Genomic DNA, 16,771 nt, shown 5'->3' on the forward strand with positions numbered 1-16,771 from the left:
GCAAATGCCTAGTCTCTTAGCTTACTTGAGTGTAGTGGCTGACTTCACATCGGAAATGATATCATCGTACGGTGTATTCTCTACTCCATTGTAATCTTTCAGCACCTTACCGTCCGGACCTACCAAATAAAAAGAAGATTGATGAATCACTTGGTCCTCTCCCTCCGGCTTCTTTACGATCGCTTTAAAGCTCTTAAGTGCGAACTCCTCAATCTCACTCTGGCTGTATCCCGTGAGAAAATCCCAGTTATCAAAAGATAATGGATAATTTGCGGCAAATTTCTTCAGCTGTTTCGGCTTATCGTTTTCTGGGTCAACACTAAATGATATGATGCGGACATCTATATTTTCGGCTTTCAGTTTTTTTTGCAGATCGGTCATATGAGCGGTCATTGGCGGACATACAGTTTCACAATTGGTAAAAATAAAATCCGCCAGCCATACTTCTCCTTTTAAACTCTCTAAAGAAACGTTCTTGCCGTCTTGGTTTTGAAATGTAAAAGGCTCCACCTCGTAATTGAGCGGATTTTCAATCTGCTGTCCTCCGCATGCACACAAAAACAGAAAAATCAGCCCAGCCGTTAACCCCTTGATAACCTTCATGACATCCACCCTTTCCAGCCATCATAAAAACGCTTTCTAAAACCGTCCTTACTGTCCCATGTTTGTATTCGATACTGAGCAAAAAAAATCCTGCATGCCTCCCATTAACGATTACAAAGGAGGGCATGCAGGTAAAAAACGGCATGTTACGCGTTGTGCTTTAACACCTCTTGATGAAATACAGCCTGATAATCTGCCCACTTCATCCGGCGCTTCATATAATGTCGGAAAGAATACACTTTTGCCCTGCTGTTTGATGAAAACACTTCTTTTAAGTAGAATTGCAAATGGTGATGTAACATAAAGAAATAGTGCTCATCTTCCTTTAATACAGGTATTTCTGTCACTTTCACCTGAATCCCGTCACCGCGTTTGAACTCTAGGCTTTTGAGTAACAAGCTATCAATCCTCTTTTTTGTTTTTCTTCTATTATATATGATGCCAGCCGGGCTGTCTGTCATTTTGCGCGGTTGTGTAAAAAAATTAGATCAGCAAATGGAACAAGTCCTCATCCTTGTTCACCTCTACATAATGAAACGGTTTTTTGTTCATTCGTTCAATCAGCGGCCCATAATCGGCTTTGTTCTGCAGCTCGATGCCGACAAGAGCAGGTCCGTTGCTTTTATTATTTTTCTTCGTATATTCAAATCTTGTAATGTCATCATTCGGCCCGAGGACTTCGTCAAGAAATTCGCGGAGCGCCCCCGCTCTTTGCGGAAAGTTGACGATAAAATAATGCTGAAGACCTTCAAAAATCAAGGAACGCTCCTTCATTTCCTGCATTCTTCCGATATCGTTATTCCCCCCGCTGACCACACACACCACATTTTTTCCTTTGATTTCATCTTTGTACAAATCAAGCGCTGCGACAGAAAGAGCTCCGGCCGGTTCAGCAACAATCGCACATTCGTTATATAATTCAAGAATGGATGTACATACTTTTCCTTCAGGCACAAGGAGAATGTCATCAACGACAGTTTCCAGCGTCTGGAAGGTTTCCTCGCCAATTTTTTTAACAGCCGCCCCATCTACAAACTTGTCAATTTTATCAAGTGTGACGACATGCCCAGCTTTGTTTGATTCAAAGTAGGATGCCGCTCCCGCCGGCTCAACAGCAATTACCTTTGTATCAGGAGACACGTTTTTCAAATATGTACCTGCCCCAGAGAGAAGGCCGCCGCCTCCGACACTTGCAAAAAGAAAATGCGGTTCTGCATCAATGTCGTTTAAAATCTCGACTGCGAGCGTCCCCTGTCCGGCCATCACATCCGGATCATCGAACGGATGGATAAACGTCCGAGATTCAGCCTCACAGCACTCAACGGCGCTTTTATACGCGTCGTCAAACGTATCACCTGTCAAAATAATATCGATAAATCCTTTTCCGAATAGTTCAACTTGAGATACTTTTTGTCTCGGTGTAGTAGACGGCATAAAAATTTTCCCGTGAATGCCAAGATGTTTACACGAAAATGCCACACCTTGAGCGTGGTTTCCGGCACTTGCACACACAACTCCGTTCTCTGTCTGCTCGCTGGAAAGCTGTTTCATTTTATGATAAGCCCCTCTGAGCTTAAAAGATCTGACAACTTGCAAGTCTTCACGTTTTAAATAGATATTGCATTCATATCTCTCAGAAAGTCTGTCATTCCTCTGCAAAGGTGTGTGAATGACAACGTCCTTTACGTTTTGGTGAGCCTTCAAAATGTCTTTCACTTGGATGTGAGAGTTTTCTTTCAACAACGGTTTCATGTACAGATTCCTTTCTTGTTTTAAATCCCTATTTAATATGCCATTATAACACGAATATTCAAAAAATAAGACAATTATTTTTATTTAATAATTAAAAAAATACAAACTATGTCCACCACATCTTGTGGTAACTTCTGTTCAACCATTATCCTGCAGAGCCAAAAAAAAGATGATCGTAAAATAAAGGGTGTTTTCAACCAAAAGGCATGATATAATGAAACCAATTAGAACCAAAAGGAGCCAATTGATGAATAGTGCACCAAAACTCAATACATTTCAACATCTAATCGGAGAACATCAAACTTTCCTGGAAGCGAAGCGAATCGCCAAGCAGTTCTCGTTATCGGAGCTTCCTGTCTTAATAACAGGAAAAATCGGAACAGGCAAAAATCACTTCGCACATGCCATACACTTGGAATCTTCGAGAAGCAATGAACCGTTTATAAGCGTCAATTGCAGCACCCATTCGGAAGAAACCCTTATTCATGAGCTTTTTGGCCCTAACGGAAACACAGGTGTTTTTCAAAAAGCGGTACGAGGAACCCTTTTTCTTGATGATGTATGGCGCATGCCTGCTTCTGTACAAGCTCAGCTGTTAAAAGCGCTTGATTCAGACACGGAGAAACCGCGAATGATCTGTGCTTCTGCAGACCGATCCGTGGAACATACATTCAGGCAAGACTTATTCTACAGACTGAACATTTTAACGCTCACACTGCCCGAATTATCGGAACGAAAAAGCGATATTCCGCTTTTGACACAGCATTTTCTCTCAAATTCCGGTCAGCAATTGTTAATCGATCCCTCCGTTTTTCCCGTGCTTGAGAAGCATGCATTTGAAGGCAATGTCAGGGAATTAAAAAACGCTGCAGATTATATGGCGGCAGTATCAAGCGGAGGAACGATCCAGCCATATGACCTGCCGCCATATATTAGAGGCGCGATAGACGGAAAAACGTCGAAGAAAAAAGCGAAGCTGCTGACTTTAATGGAAAAAGCTGAGTTTTTGTTTATTTTGGAAACAATAAAAGTATTGAACGAAAAAGGAGAACCTGCCAGCAGACGGATCATTTCTGAACACAGCAAAAATACCCAAACCTCGTTAACTCCTCAGCAGGTCAGAAGCCGTCTCGACTATTTGGAGAAAAAAGATTATGTCACCAAAAGCCGCGGACGCGCAGGCACAAAAATTACCTTTGAGGGCTTGAGCTTTATAGAGACGTTAAAAAATCAAATGATCTAGCGATCGAAAGGAGAATGCACTTGTTTACAATCAAAGAAGAGATCGCCAATGCGATTACACACGGCATCGGTGTCCTCTTATCCATCCCAGCATTAGTGTTTCTAATCATATTTGCGGCTAATTACGGGTCTGCATGGGACATTGTCAGCTTTACAATATTCGGTGTCTCTATGCTGCTGTTATATTTGAGCTCCACCCTGCTTCACAGCATCACACATAAAAAAACGAAGGACATTTTGGAGATTATTGATCATAGCGCGATTTACGTACTCATCGCCGGAACCTACACGCCTTTTTTGCTTGGGCCGCTGAAAGGCACACTCGGCTTTACCCTGTTGGTTATCGTATGGTCACTTGCCCTAGGCGGAATCGTTTTTAAAATTTTCTTTGTGAAACGGTTTATCCTATTGTCAACCTTCGTGTATTTAGTCATGGGGTGGCTGATGATTATTGCAGTTAAACCTTTATATGCTTCACTGAGCGGAGCGGGATTCAGCCTCCTTTTTCTCGGCGGCATTTTATACTCTGTCGGAACCATCTTTTACATTTGGAAAAAGATCCCCTTCCATCACGCCATTTGGCACAGCTTTGTATTGGGCGGGAGCGCTGCTATGTTTTTCTGCGTGCTCTTCTATTGTGTAAAGGTGCCGTTCCTTTCGTAACAGTAACAGAAAAGCGCAGTCTTCACGACTGCGCTTTTTTTATGCACGTAATTGTTTTTCATTGGCAGGTATATAAGCTTTTGAAAAGGACAATTCAATGTCTGCCGGTTTTAAGCGTTTAAAAAACGAGCCCTTTTGCATGTTATCTGTTCCTTTCGTTTCCACCATCACCAACGGAAGATGATAGCGGGCCGCAAGTTCTACAGGATCAATAGAACCATCTAGTGAAAGAATCAGGCTTTGTCCCTTTTCCAGCTGTTTTGTCACATCTTCATATACCTTTTCTGAATCCCCGTCTGAAATCACATCCATCCGATCCAGCCATTGCCCGATAAAAGGCAAGCGGAACACTTTTGGGTTGGCGATAAAGCCGGCCGGTTCCTCAATATATCCAGCAATTAAGGCCAGTTCAGCCAAACGCAAACGGGGATGCACATACAAAACAGGACCGTGTGGTATTGGCTCTGGCTGATGGATCGTCACAACTGAACCGGAGATGCCGATACAGCCTTCCAAAAACGCCTTTGGCTGTTCGTACACAAGAGTCATCTGTTTTTTGTATGACAGACGGGGATCGAGCATTGTTTGATTAAATAATTGTTTCATATTTTTTAACAGCATATACACAATATAAACCACTAGAAGGCTGTAGCGAACCAATTAAAATCCTCCCGCTTTAGAAGAATTCTTTTTTTCATACATTAGAAATTCGTAATCATACGGGTTTTTTTCGTCTTTGGTCCCCTGCTCAGAAGAAACCAACTTCCAATTGGATTCATCAAATTCAGGAAAGTGACGGTCACCCTCAAACTCGTGATGAATTTTCGTCATATACAGTCTGTCCGCATAAGGGAACAGGTCCGTATAGAGCTGAGCCCCTCCGATCACAAAGCATTCTTCAGGGCCTGAACAAATGTCCAGTACATCCTTTAATGAACCGACAACCGTGCATCCCGGAAATTCTGAAGCCGGCGCTGAGGTAACGACAATATTTTTCCGATTTGGAAGCGGACGTCCGATCGATTCAAATGTTTTTCGGCCCATAATGATTGAATGGCCCGATGTTACTTTCTTAAAGTATGCAAGATCATTGGGCAAATGCCACGGCAAATCATTATCTTTGCCGATAAGCCTGTTGGCATCCATCGCAAAAATGAATGAAATCATACGCTGACCGCCCCTTTTATATGAGGATGCGGATCATAATCCTCGATGATAAAGTCCTCAAATGCAAAGTTAAAAATAGAATCAACCTTTCTGGCGAAACGAAGCTGCGGAAGCGGTCTAACATCTCTTTCAAGCTGCAAATTGACTTGTTCAATATGATTTTGATAGATATGAACATCACCAAATGTATGGATGAACTCGCCCGGTTCAAGCCCAGTCACATGAGCAATCATCATGGTTAGCAGGGCATAAGATGCAATATTAAACGGCACACCTAAGAAAACATCGGCAGAGCGCTGATACAGCTGACAGGACAGCTTGCCGTCAGACACATAGAATTGGTACAGGCAATGGCACGGCGGCAACGCCATTTTATCAATTTCACCAACATTCCAGGCGCTGACGATTAAGCGTCTGGAGTTCGGATTTGTCTTAATATCTTCAATAAGACGGGAAATTTGATCAATGGTTTCTCCATCAGCTCCCCGCCAAGAACGCCATTGGGAGCCATATACAGGTCCAAGTTCACCGTTTTCATCAGCCCACTCATTCCAAATTCGCACTCCGTTTTCCTGCAGATAGCGTACATTCGTATCTCCTTTTAAGAACCACAGCAGTTCATGCGCAATTGATTTAAAGTGGAGTTTTTTAGTGGTGAGCATCGGAAAGCCTTCCCGTAAATTAAATCTCATTTGATATCCAAAAGTGCTGATTGTTCCGGTCCCTGTCCGGTCTCCCTTTTTCTCACCATGCTCTAAAACATGTCTGCATAAATCCTTATACTGTTTCATTTTTTTCATCCTTTAAAAGTAGTCTTCTAGTAGTGTAACACAATAAAAAATCATTTCTGAACCCAGAAATGATTTTTTTATAGTCAGCTGACGACAGGCTTTTCATCCTGTTCTTTTTCTTCATCTTGCAGATCCTGATGCGTATGTGCAATTCTGCTCGCCGCTGCTGCAGCAAGTGCTGCCACAATATCATCCAAAAAGGTGTGAATACCGTCTGGACTTTCATCAAGTTCCTTAATAATTCCAATCTTCTCTTTATCCAAATAACCGAAATTGGTCAAACCGATCGACCCGTACACATTAACGATTGAAAGCGGGATAATTTCATCTATGCCGTAAAGCGGTTCATCCGTTTCAACAAGGTGCTGCAGCGGTTCGGGGAGAAGCTTCTGTTCTGCAAGCTGATCGAGTGCAAGGCCTGTCAAAACAGCATGAATAATTTCACGTTTGTTCAGGACTTTTTCTACATTCTCCATGCAAACACTGAGCGGCAGATTTGGATTGTATTTTTCCTGAAGTTTTTGAACAATCCGTGCAATATCTTCTATCATAACGCCCCGTTTGTTCAGCATATCCTTTGTTATATCGACCATTTCATTCATTGTGTACTTTTTCATGTCTAATGGCATCTCCTTTAGGCACTCATCCAGTTGGGAGGCGTGTTGCGGTCCCAGTAAATGCTCCCAAGCTCATGATGTGATTGAAATCCATCTTCTGCTGTATGATAATGAAAATTAAACCAGTAGCCGTCATGAGGCGGGTGGTCTCTTCGCACATGGAATCTGAGAAGATCTTCTCCAGTTGTCCGATTGTAAACGTTGAAAATTTTTTCCGTTTTGCCCGCTGAAGGCATGCTTGAGATCACAACATCTTGGTACGCCTCATCATCTTGCAATGTCGCTAAATAATCACTAATCACATTTTCGATTTTTGGCAGGATCTCTTTCCGATAGTCATCCTCAATGACAGGAGCGATTCTGCTGCCGAATTTTAAAAAGGACTGATCCTCAGCGCTGTCAAGGAGCTGTTCCTTGTACGATTGAAAAAGCAGTTCAGGATCTCGCCTGTCATCCGACTCATCATCGTACAGGTCATGCTCATCATAAAAAGCGGTGTAATCATTCTGCTCAAGACTGCTCGGCTGTCCGGAAGGCTTGTCCGCCATAAGGGCAGCCGGAGGAGATACGAGCCCGAACGTTACAATGGTAAATAAAACCACAAGGGTCTTTCTCATCCACAATTTCATGACTGCTTATTCCTCTCTATTTTATTGTCATGTTTCTCTTATTTTAGCACATCCAAAACATGCAAGTCATGTACTATATGAAACTGATATGCAAATTAGGAGATTCGTTGCTATGCACTTTGTGTAAAAACGCTTACAATATTTCATGAAAGGAGGCTTTCCGCATGATTGACGCTCTGTTTGCCACAGTTTCACTCTTAACATTATTATACTTTGTCGTCATGGAGGTCACCGATTAACAGAAAGCCCGTGATATGAATCACGGGCTTGTTTGAATGACTCCATAATGGAACAGTGCTGTTTTTCTTTTCATGACGTTAAAACCAAACTGTTCAAACCGCGGGCTTTTCCAGTGGTCTTTTAACACAACGCTTTTTCTGGCGACTCGTACCGCTTCATTGATACATCCTTCGTGCAAAACGGAATCCCCTGCCAAATCACGTAAAGGCGCGATGCCATCAGAGGTTTCTACAGGTTCATGAAACATTGGATCGAAATAAACCACATCAACAGAGTTGTCAGGAAGCTGCTTGATGTGTTCAAAGCAATCACCATCCTTCACCTGGATTCTTCTCATCGCAGTTTGAAGCTCTTCTATACCCGTTTCCCATGAATGCAGCCCCATCCTCACTAAAACAGACACAAGATGGTTTTTTTCAATCCCAACAACAGAACCCGTTTCGCCTACTGCCATACTTGCGATAATGGCATCTGACCCCAGCCCGAGTGTGCAATCTAAAAACGTATCCCCTTCAGATAAGCCGGCAGCCCGAAGCATAGGCTCTTGCTCTCCCTGTAAGAAGCGTTTGGCTCTAAACATCGCTGTATTCGGATGAAAAAAGAATTTGGCACCTTGTTTCGTATACAGCTCAAACCGCTCTTTGCCGACCACAAGCAAATCACGTTCAGCTGACCTCAGCAGGTGTTCAACCGTTTGTTTATTCCGGCCGCAGTATGGCATATTTAGCTCTTTAGAAAGCTGCTTTGCGGTTTTTATGGTGTGTTCAGACGGTCTATAGCTTGTTGTTATCATCTTCTGTACTCCCAAAAAGAAAATGCCCGGAAAACGGGCATTTAGCAGTGCGCATCGAAGGCAGCAGTCAGATTTTTCATGATTTCTTCCATATCGTGTCCTTCAATTTCATGACGCGGAATAAAATGTACGACTTCTTTGCCTTTCAAAAGAGCCATTGATGGTGAAGAAGGCTCCTGGCCAGTAAAATACTCACGCATTTTCGCAGTAGCTTCTTTATCTTGGCCCGCAAAAACAGTCACCGTATTGTCAGGTGTTTTGTCATTCTGGAGGACTGCCTGTGTAGCCGCAGGACGCGCAAGGCCTGCCGCGCAGCCGCATACAGAGTTAACGACTACAAGAGTTGTGCCCTCTGCCTTTTCCATAAAGTTTTCTACTTCTTCTGCTGTTGTTAACTCTTCAAAACCTGCTCCAGTCAGCTCGCGGCGCATCGGTACGACAAGCTGGCGCATGTATTCTTCATAAGCCATTGACATAAAAAAAGCCCCCTCTAGTATCCTTCATCTGAAGTAAAGGATACTATAGAGAGGGCCGGATTTCAAATGTTCACACCTTAAAATAAAAGAAAGTGTCCCCAATATCTAGATTTTCATAATACCGCCGGTGTTGGCACTTGTCACAAGTTTAGAATAACGTGCCAGGTAGCCGGTTTTCACTTTCGGTTCAAAACCTTTCCAGTTCGCTTTTCGTTTTTCCCACTCTTCTTCTGGCACTTGTACATCCAAGATACGTTTTTCAATATCAACGATAATATGGTCTCCGTTTTCAACAAAGGCAAGCGGCCCGCCCTCAGCGGCCTCAGGTGATACGTGGCCGATTGAGAGGCCACGGGAGGCTCCGGAAAAACGTCCGTCCGTAATCAATGCCACTTTTGGTCCGAGTCCCATTCCAACGATTTGGGATGTTGGCGCCAGCATTTCCGGCATGCCAGGTCCGCCTTTTGGCCCTTCGTATCTGATAATGACAACGTCGCCTTCTTTTACTTTTCGGTTGATAATGCCGTCAAGCGCCTCGTCCTGAGAATCGAATACGACAGCCGGCCCTTCGTGTCTTGTAATCCCATTCTGTACGCCGCCTGTTTTAATGATAGCGCCGTCCGGAGCTAGATTACCGAATAAAACAGCAAGGCCTCCCTTTTCAGTGAATGGTTGATCCAGCGGGTGAATGACGTCATAATCCTTTACTTCATGTCCGGCAATGGTTTCTCCAAGAGTTTTTCCTGTAACAGTCAGCGCGTCTAAATGAAGCGCTCCTTCTTTCTTGGAAAGCTCATTCAGAGCCGCTGACACGCCGCCCGCTTCATGAAGATCTTCAATAAACACATCCGATGCAGGCGCCAGCTTGGCCAAGTGCGGCACGCGCTCAGCGACTTCGTTAATGCGTTCTAAAGAGTATTCAACGCCGGCTTCGTTTGCAAGGGCAAGGGTATGAAGAACGGTATTTGTAGAACCTCCGAGCGCCATATCGAGTGCAAACGCGTTATCAATCGCTTTTACTGTAACGATATCACGCGGTTTGATATCTTTGCGAATCGTTTCCATTAATTGCGCAGCCGATTTTCTCACAAACTCTTTGCGTTCCGGAGATGTCGCCAGAATGGTTCCATTACCCGGCAAAGCAAGACCAAGTGCTTCTGACAGACAGTTCATTGAGTTCGCCGTAAACATGCCTGAGCAAGACCCGCACGTTGGGCATCCGAACTGCTCTAGTTCTTGAAGCTCGTTTTCGTTGATTTTCCCTGCTTGGTAGGCGCCTACCCCTTCGAATACTGAGGAAAGGGAGATTTTTCGCCCGTCACTTGTTCTTCCTGCCGCCATCGGTCCGCCGCTGACAAAAATCGTCGGAATGTTGATGCGCATTGCCGCCATAAGCATTCCCGGTGTGATTTTGTCGCAGTTCGGAATACAGACCATTCCGTCAAACCAGTGTGCGGATACAACCGTTTCCACAGAGTCTGCGATAATTTCACGGCTTGGCAGCGAATATCTCATACCGATATGCCCCATTGCGATGCCATCATCTACCCCAATGGTATTAAATTCAAACGGCACGCCCCCTGCTTCTCTGATTGCTTCTTTTACGATTTTCCCAAACTCCTGCAAGTGAACATGACCGGGAACGATATCAATGTATGAATTACACACCGCAATAAACGGCTTGCCGAAATCCTCTTCTTTTACTCCTGCTGCACGAAGCAAACTGCGGTGCGGAGCTCTATCGATTCCTTGTGTGATCATATTACTGCGTAATTCTGCCATGGTGATCCTCCTAAATTCTTTCAATTGTTTGATTGGATTTTATTTTGAAAATTTTCAGTTTATTTATGAGCTGTTTTTGCAAATAAGATAAATTCAGGCCGCCCTCACCTTGTTTTGTTCTTTCGTGTTTTTATATTTATATAGCTTTTCTTTCGATTTGAACCCTCCAACTATTAATATTGTTACTTACTATAAATAGTTTTCGGATATTTTTCAACAATATTCGAAATAATTTTTATAAAAAGTGAATTCACATAAAAAAGGTGCATGATCTGCACCTTTTTTATCTTTATTCGCCTTTTTTTCTGCTTTCCGTCATTTGTTTCCAAACAGAACCTTTTGCTTCTTCTCCATGCTCAATACGTTCAAGCGCCATTTTGACTTGAAGGCTGACCTCAAATTCGGGGTCATCTTCTGCAGCGCGCAAAGCTTCAATTGCACTTTCATCGCCGACTTCGTACAGGAACATGGCCGCACGCCAGCGAACAAGCTTGCTGGAGTCGCTTAATGACTTGATCATAGCAGGAATGGCTTGAGGATCGCCGATATCAGACAGGCAGTCTCCGGCCGTTCTTCTGACTGATACAGCTTTGTCCTCAAGTGCTTTATACAATAGAGGAAGAACATCAGGTGTTTCAATCATTCCTAAGTACACAACAGCCTGTCTTCTGATGGACACCTTTGGATCATCCAATGCCTTCTGTAAAACCGGGATATCCTCTTCTTTCGGATCCATCTGTTCCAAGTGTGCATAACGCTTTTTCCAGTCCTCATCATCCAGCATGTCAAGCGTTACTTTATACGCTTTGCGCTGTACAGCTTGTTTTGCTTCGCCCTTTCCTTGAGCGGCTGCTTCAGTCAGTCGTTTCAGCCGTTCATCACTGTATGCCGCCTGAAGCTCTTCTGTCACGTCATGGCCGATTTCATTAAAGTCACCGAACCTGACTCCTTGTTCTTTCCAAGCCCGCTCAAACACAACATTGGAAGCTTCAGATCTAAGTTTTAAGATGGCCTGCTGAAAGCGTTCAGGTAAGCCGAAGCGTTCTTCCCGCTCTCCATCGGTTAATTTAACTTGCATAGGAATGCCGCTGAACATCTGCACAAAAACTTTTACCTCTCCAAAAGATTCTTGATCAGAACGATTTTCTTCTCCGCTTTCAGCACTTTCCATCCCAAATGCAGTGCGGACTTGCGGTAAAATGTCTTTCCAGTCGTATCTTGCATTCCGTTCAACAGCAAGAAAATCTGCGACGTGATATACCCCTTTAACTCCATCTATTTTAAGGATTTCCGCTATAACAGGCGGTGCGCCTTCTGCTTGCTCAAGTTTATAGTTATTGCTTTTCCCCGCCGGAAGCTCTTCCGTTAAGATGACTTTCATTGTATTCGGGCTTGGTGTAGGTTCAATTGATTTTATCTTCATGATCGTCCTCCTATAGCATATCTGTGACTTATTCTATCATAGTCGCTCCAAGCCTTCTATTACGACGTTTTGGCATCAATCCCGGGTATTTCTTTTTCTAATTGGCGGACAAACTGAAGCATAAAATTGTGTCTTTCTTCTGTCAGTTCCCGTGCAGCGTCTGTATTCATCATATCTTTCAGCCGCAGCAGCTTATGAAAAAAATGAGCGTAGGCGCTTCGATCATCTCCATAAAGGCCATGGCCGTTTGCGCCTGCAAACATGAAAGCTCTCGCAATGCCGACAGCACCAATCGCATCAATTCTGTCAGCATCCTGTACGGCTTTTCCCTCAATTGAGAGCGGCTCCTTCGCCAGCTTTTCCCTGTCTCGAAAGGACATCCTTGTTATAATATGAATCACCCTGTCAGCATTCTCTTTTCCTACTCCGAAAAAAACGAGCTGATCATATACTTCGCTCACAGAAAGCCTGACCGTGTCAGGCAGCTTCACATCAATTAAATCATGAACCAAAGCCGCCGTTTCAACAATGAACAAATCCGCTTTTTCCTTTTCTCCAATATACACTGCAAGATCTGCTACTCTTGACACATGATGCCAGTCATGTCCAGAGCTTTCGTCAGTCAGGATAGATTGAACCCATGTCCTGATTTGCTCTGCCTGCTTCAATTCCTTCACAAAAACACCCTCTTTTTATTGCTCTAATAGCTTCACGATAGTGTCTTCCAGCTCTTTCGGATTTGTATTTGGTGAATAACGGCCAACGATTTCTCCATTTCTATTCACTATAAATTTCGTGAAATTCCATTTGATCGCCTTAGTTCCCAGCATCCCTTTCGCATGTTCTGTCAAATACACAAACAGCGGGTGGGCGTTTTTCCCGTTTACATCCACTTTTGAAAACATAGGAAATGTAACACCGTAATTTGTTTCACAAAATTCCTGTATGTCAGCCTCTTCACCAGGCTCTTGGTTCATGAATTGATTGCAGGGGAACCCTAAGATCTCCAGCCCCTCCTGCTGATATGTATCATATAATTCCTGCAGCTGCTTCAATTGGGGAGTAAAACCGCAATTACTTGCTGTATTCACGATTATCAGTACCTTTCCCGCGAAAGGCTGAAGTGTCATGTCTTTCCCTGTGATTGTACGTACCTTCATATGATAAATAGACATGTAAGTCCCTCCTATGTCCCTGGTGCTGATTATTTTACCTTTTTTAAATCGCAATTCACGATATGAGCGTCCGTTCATTATCAATTCATATGGCTCGTTTTTTATCTTATCATTCTATAAAACATTACAATTCCCTCTGACATCTTTGAAAATCATTTTACTGTGAAACCAAAAGGCGTGTCAGTGCGTTTTATTTAAAGAGTTTTCTGTTGTTTCCCCCTCAACACGTATAGATAGATTGAAAATTGGCGTGAAAATTCCTATAATGAAGAAAATTAAACGGGGAAATAATGGAGGTGGCACGTTGCCTATTAATATACCAACACACCTGCCGGCAAAACAGGTGCTTGAAAGTGAACATATATTTGTAATGGATGAAAGCAGAGCATTTCATCAGGATATCCGGCCGCAAAAAATTATTATATTAAATTTGATGCCGAAAAAAATCCAAACAGAGACTCAGCTTCTCAGATTGCTTGGAAATTCGCCTTTACAGGTTCATTTCACATTTTTAATCCCAAGCACACACACGCCGAAAAATACTGCGAGAGAACACCTTGACGAATTTTACACGACTTTTTCCAATATCCGTCACAAGAGGTTTGACGGCATGATTATCACCGGTGCGCCGATCGAGCATTTGGCGTTTGAAGAGGTTTCATATTGGGAAGAGCTCAAGGAAATCATGGAGTGGAGCAAAACAAATGTCACTTCAACCTTGCATATTTGCTGGGGTGCTCAAGCAGGTTTGTACTACCATTACGGTGTGGAAAAAATTCAAATGCCGAAAAAAATCTTCGGTGTGTTCGAACATACCGTTCTTTCAAAACACGAAAGATTGGTAAGAGGTTTTGACGAGCTATACTACGTGCCGCATTCCCGGCATACAGATATAAATATGGAACAGCTTCAAGCAGTGCCCGAGTTAAACATTCTTACCGCATCAAAGGAAGCCGGGGTGTGCTTAATTGTGTCTAAAGACGAAAAACAAGTCTTTTTGACAGGGCACCCTGAATATGATACAAATACGCTTCTTCAAGAGTATGAAAGAGATTTGGAACGAAACCTTTCTACTGTCGAGGAGCCTAAACATTATTTTGCAAAAGGCAGCAACGAGCCAGTGAATCGCTGGAAAGCGCATGCCACATTATTGTTTATGAATTGGCTGAATTATTACGTTTACCAAGAAACTCCTTATGAATGGGACTAATTTTTCTTTTTTTAGTGATACGCTGAGCAAAAAATATGATAAAATACATCTGATTCAGTCTGCGTATAACAAAAATTTAAAATACTGGAATCCAAATCATTTAAAATTAGCTTAACTTTTTCACTGCATTAATAATTCGATTATGTATTTGTGTTATGTTTATGTATAGACAATAACTCCTTACGATGCATGAAGCTTGCTTGTTGTTGATTACATTGAGGTGAATTTACTTGAATACCAATAAAAGAGTATTAATTTTGACTGCAAATTACGGAAATGGACATGTGCAGGTAGCCAAAACACTTTATGAACAATGTGTACGGCTCGGCTTTCAGCATGTAACAGTTTCTAATTTGTACCAAGAGTCAAATCCGATTGTTTCAGAGGTAACTCAATACCTTTATTTAAAAAGCTTCTCAATCGGGAAACAGTTTTATCGTTTGTTTTATTACGGAGTTGACAAAATCTATAATAAACGTAAATTCAATATTTACTTTAAAATGGGTAATAAAAGATTGGGCGAACTTGTCGATGAACATCAGCCCGATATTATTATTAATACATTTCCGATGATCGTCGTGCCGGAATACAGACGCCGAACTGGAAGAGTCATTCCTACCTTCAACGTTATGACTGATTTTTGTCTTCATAAAATTTGGGTTCACGAAAACGTGGATAAATATTATGTGGCGACAGATTACGTGAAGGAAAAACTGCTGGAGATCGGCACTCATCCAAGCAACGTAAAAATCACAGGAATTCCAATCAGGCCGCAATTTGAAGAATCCATGCCGGTTGGCCCGATATATAAAAAGTACAATCTTTCACCAAACAAAAAAGTGCTTCTGATCATGGCAGGTGCTCACGGTGTATTAAAGAACGTAAAAGAGCTGTGCGAAAACCTTGTCAAGGATGACCAAGTGCAAGTGGTTGTCGTGTGCGGGAAAAATACGGCTTTAAAAGAATCTTTGAGTGCGCTTGAGGCGGAAAATGGTGACAAATTAAAAGTTCTGGGCTATGTGGAGCGCATTGATGAGCTATTTCGGATCACAGATTGCATGATTACCAAGCCCGGCGGCATTACTTTGACAGAAGCCACAGCCATTGGAGTGCCTGTCATTCTGTACAAACCCGTGCCTGGCCAGGAAAAAGAAAATGCAAACTTCTTTGAAGACCGCGGAGCTGCCATCGTTGTGAACCGTCATGAAGAGATTCTCGAGTCAGTCACTTCCCTTCTTGCAGATGAAGATACCTTGCATCGCATGAAGAAAAACATTAAGGACCTTCATTTAGCAAACTCCTCTGAAGTGATTTTAGAGGATATCCTGAAGGAATCAGAAATGATGACTGCCAAACAAAAAGCCAAAGCACTATCTTAATGGCGTACTTGAGAGCATACGAAAATCGTGTGCTCTTTTTATTTATATTCAGCCATTAATAAAAGCGGTTACATTTTTTTATGAAACTTGCCCTTCTTTTGAAAAATAAGCCGTTTCGAAACTTGACGGGTGCTCCCAGATGGTGTATAGTTGAACCATCATTTAACAATGAATCAAAGTTAGATGATGACAAAATTTTTTTTAGCACATGGGTGCTACAGTACTAGGAGGAATTAAGCAATATGCAAAACGGTAAAGTAAAATGGTTCAACAACGAAAAAGGATTCGGCTTCATTGAAGTTGAAGGCGGAGACGATGTATTTGTTCACTTCACAGCTATCGAAGGAGATGGATACAAATCATTAGAAGAAGGACAAGAAGTTTCTTTTGAAATTGTCGAAGGTAATCGTGGACCTCAAGCTTCTAATGTTGTAAAACTCTAAACTCAATACATGATGATGAGATGACAAATAGAGGAGAGGCATTCGCCTCTCCTATTTGATTTTCATCTGGATTTCAATCGCCAAAATGTTTTGTTTACACCTCTGTTCAATCTCTTCAACATACTTTTCCATTGATGGTTTTCCTTTTTTCGCGATATCCGCCAGTTCTTCTAAATCACTGTATATTTCTATAAATGTTTTGTGAAGGATCAACTTCAAGTCTTTATCATCCATAGCTGCGTTCCCCTTCTCTATCAAGATACCTCAAATAGTAAAACAGTCCTATTTATTCTGGTTCAATAGTTATATCGGCTTATTTTTATTTTCTTTTCTATTTTGGTACATAAATTTCAAAAAAACTCTGCAAAATAATGGCGGAGGTGTTT

At 42.4% G+C, this 16,771-nt stretch carries 21 protein-coding genes; 6 read left to right on the forward strand and 15 right to left on the reverse strand.

The window, feature by feature from the left end; all coding sequences use genetic code 11:
• Window positions 1-21: 21 nt before the first annotated feature.
• The 3 genes from scuA to ilvA form a co-directional block, all read right to left on the reverse strand.
• Complete coding sequence (gene scuA, locus NSQ83_RS10965; protein WP_174222963.1) at window positions 22-603, reverse strand: cytochrome c oxidase assembly accessory protein ScuA; 582 nt, start codon at window positions 601-603, stop codon at window positions 22-24.
• Window positions 604-749: 146 nt separating this feature from the next.
• Window positions 750-1,001, reverse strand: a complete 252-nt coding sequence (locus NSQ83_RS10970; RefSeq protein WP_004399020.1) for a DUF2535 family protein — start codon at window positions 999-1,001, stop codon at window positions 750-752.
• Between the two features lie 85 nt (window positions 1,002-1,086).
• Window positions 1,087-2,355, reverse strand: coding sequence for a threonine ammonia-lyase IlvA (ilvA, locus tag NSQ83_RS10975; RefSeq protein ID WP_174222964.1), 1,269 nt, complete (start codon window positions 2,353-2,355; stop codon window positions 1,087-1,089).
• A gap of 247 nt (window positions 2,356-2,602) precedes the next feature.
• On the opposite strand from ilvA, the gene NSQ83_RS10980 reads away from it, so the two are divergent.
• Window positions 2,603-3,598, forward strand: coding sequence for a sigma-54-dependent transcriptional regulator (locus tag NSQ83_RS10980; protein ID WP_033884735.1), 996 nt, complete (start codon window positions 2,603-2,605; stop codon window positions 3,596-3,598).
• Window positions 3,599-3,618: 20 nt separating this feature from the next.
• Window positions 3,619-4,260, forward strand: coding sequence for a hemolysin III family protein (locus NSQ83_RS10985; protein ID WP_004398522.1), 642 nt, complete (start codon window positions 3,619-3,621; stop codon window positions 4,258-4,260).
• Window positions 4,261-4,299: 39 nt separating this feature from the next.
• Here NSQ83_RS10985 and NSQ83_RS10990 read toward each other — a convergent pair whose 3' ends face one another.
• The 11 genes from NSQ83_RS10990 to NSQ83_RS11040 all read right to left on the reverse strand — a co-directional run bounded on the left by NSQ83_RS10990 (window position 4,300) and on the right by NSQ83_RS11040 (window position 13,353).
• The gene (locus NSQ83_RS10990; protein WP_015251864.1) at window positions 4,300-4,920 is read right to left on the reverse strand and encodes a hypothetical protein; all 621 of its coding nucleotides are present in this window, start codon (window positions 4,918-4,920) and stop codon (window positions 4,300-4,302) included.
• Window positions 4,921-5,427 (reverse strand): dihydrofolate reductase DfrA, encoded by a 507-nt coding sequence (gene dfrA / locus NSQ83_RS10995; RefSeq protein ID WP_015251863.1) that lies wholly within the window; start codon window positions 5,425-5,427, stop codon window positions 4,921-4,923. It lies immediately after the preceding gene.
• Window positions 5,424-6,218 (reverse strand): thymidylate synthase, encoded by a 795-nt coding sequence (locus tag NSQ83_RS11000; RefSeq protein WP_046663397.1) that lies wholly within the window; start codon window positions 6,216-6,218, stop codon window positions 5,424-5,426. Before NSQ83_RS11000 ends, dfrA begins: the two co-directional genes overlap by 4 nt.
• An 83-nt stretch (window positions 6,219-6,301) precedes the next feature.
• Window positions 6,302-6,835: a phosphatidylglycerophosphatase A gene (locus NSQ83_RS11005; protein WP_003230797.1), complete on the reverse strand. Its 534-nt coding sequence runs from the start codon at window positions 6,833-6,835 to the stop codon at window positions 6,302-6,304.
• Window positions 6,836-6,852: 17 nt separating this feature from the next.
• Window positions 6,853-7,464 carry a YpjP family protein gene (locus NSQ83_RS11010; RefSeq protein ID WP_009967559.1) on the reverse strand — a complete coding sequence of 204 codons (612 nt, stop codon included), beginning with the start codon at window positions 7,462-7,464 and terminating at the stop codon, window positions 6,853-6,855.
• Window positions 7,465-7,723: 259 nt separating this feature from the next.
• Window positions 7,724-8,497 carry a class I SAM-dependent methyltransferase gene (locus tag NSQ83_RS11015; RefSeq protein WP_198878675.1) on the reverse strand — a complete coding sequence of 258 codons (774 nt, stop codon included), beginning with the start codon at window positions 8,495-8,497 and terminating at the stop codon, window positions 7,724-7,726.
• Window positions 8,498-8,538: 41 nt separating this feature from the next.
• On the reverse strand, window positions 8,539-8,973 hold the full coding sequence (brxA, locus tag NSQ83_RS11020) for a bacilliredoxin BrxA (protein WP_003230794.1): 435 nt from the start codon (window positions 8,971-8,973) through the stop codon (window positions 8,539-8,541).
• A gap of 105 nt (window positions 8,974-9,078) precedes the next feature.
• On the reverse strand, window positions 9,079-10,755 hold the full coding sequence (gene ilvD / locus NSQ83_RS11025; RefSeq protein ID WP_009967560.1) for a dihydroxy-acid dehydratase: 1,677 nt from the start codon (window positions 10,753-10,755) through the stop codon (window positions 9,079-9,081).
• 289 nt (window positions 10,756-11,044) lie between these two features.
• The gene (locus NSQ83_RS11030; RefSeq protein ID WP_074794586.1) at window positions 11,045-12,178 is read right to left on the reverse strand and encodes a conserved virulence factor C family protein; all 1,134 of its coding nucleotides are present in this window, start codon (window positions 12,176-12,178) and stop codon (window positions 11,045-11,047) included.
• Window positions 12,179-12,237: 59 nt separating this feature from the next.
• Window positions 12,238-12,855 (reverse strand): Mn(2+)-dependent (deoxy)ribonucleoside pyrophosphohydrolase, encoded by a 618-nt coding sequence (hdhQ, locus tag NSQ83_RS11035; RefSeq protein WP_074794587.1) that lies wholly within the window; start codon window positions 12,853-12,855, stop codon window positions 12,238-12,240.
• 15 nt (window positions 12,856-12,870) lie between these two features.
• A complete protein-coding gene (locus NSQ83_RS11040) occupies window positions 12,871-13,353 on the reverse strand; it encodes a glutathione peroxidase (protein ID WP_074794588.1) in 483 nt (160 codons plus the stop codon).
• A 304-nt stretch (window positions 13,354-13,657) separates the two neighbouring features.
• Here NSQ83_RS11040 and metA point away from each other — a divergent pair, with 304 nt between their 5' ends.
• The 4 genes from metA to cspD all read left to right on the forward strand — a co-directional run bounded on the left by metA (window position 13,658) and on the right by cspD (window position 16,385).
• A complete protein-coding gene (gene metA / locus NSQ83_RS11045) occupies window positions 13,658-14,563 on the forward strand; it encodes a homoserine O-succinyltransferase (RefSeq protein WP_015714134.1) in 906 nt (301 codons plus the stop codon).
• Window positions 14,564-14,793: 230 nt separating this feature from the next.
• Window positions 14,794-15,942 (forward strand): diglucosyl diacylglycerol synthase, encoded by a 1,149-nt coding sequence (locus tag NSQ83_RS11050; RefSeq protein ID WP_015483359.1) that lies wholly within the window; start codon window positions 14,794-14,796, stop codon window positions 15,940-15,942.
• An 80-nt stretch (window positions 15,943-16,022) separates the two neighbouring features.
• The gene (locus NSQ83_RS11055) at window positions 16,023-16,169 is read left to right on the forward strand and encodes a hypothetical protein (RefSeq protein ID WP_123373170.1); all 147 of its coding nucleotides are present in this window, start codon (window positions 16,023-16,025) and stop codon (window positions 16,167-16,169) included.
• 15 nt (window positions 16,170-16,184) lie between these two features.
• The gene (cspD, locus tag NSQ83_RS11060) at window positions 16,185-16,385 is read left to right on the forward strand and encodes a cold-shock protein CspD (protein ID WP_003230776.1); all 201 of its coding nucleotides are present in this window, start codon (window positions 16,185-16,187) and stop codon (window positions 16,383-16,385) included.
• Between the two features lie 51 nt (window positions 16,386-16,436).
• On the opposite strand, the gene degR is transcribed toward cspD, so the two are convergent.
• Window positions 16,437-16,619: a transcriptional regulator DegR gene (gene degR / locus NSQ83_RS11065; RefSeq protein WP_003230774.1), complete on the reverse strand. Its 183-nt coding sequence runs from the start codon at window positions 16,617-16,619 to the stop codon at window positions 16,437-16,439.
• Between the last annotated feature and the right edge of the window lie 152 nt (window positions 16,620-16,771).

Origin of the sequence: Bacillus sp. PS217 (assembly GCF_037963535.1) — a bacterium.
Classification (GTDB): Bacteria; Bacillota; Bacilli; order Bacillales; family Bacillaceae; genus Bacillus; species Bacillus subtilis.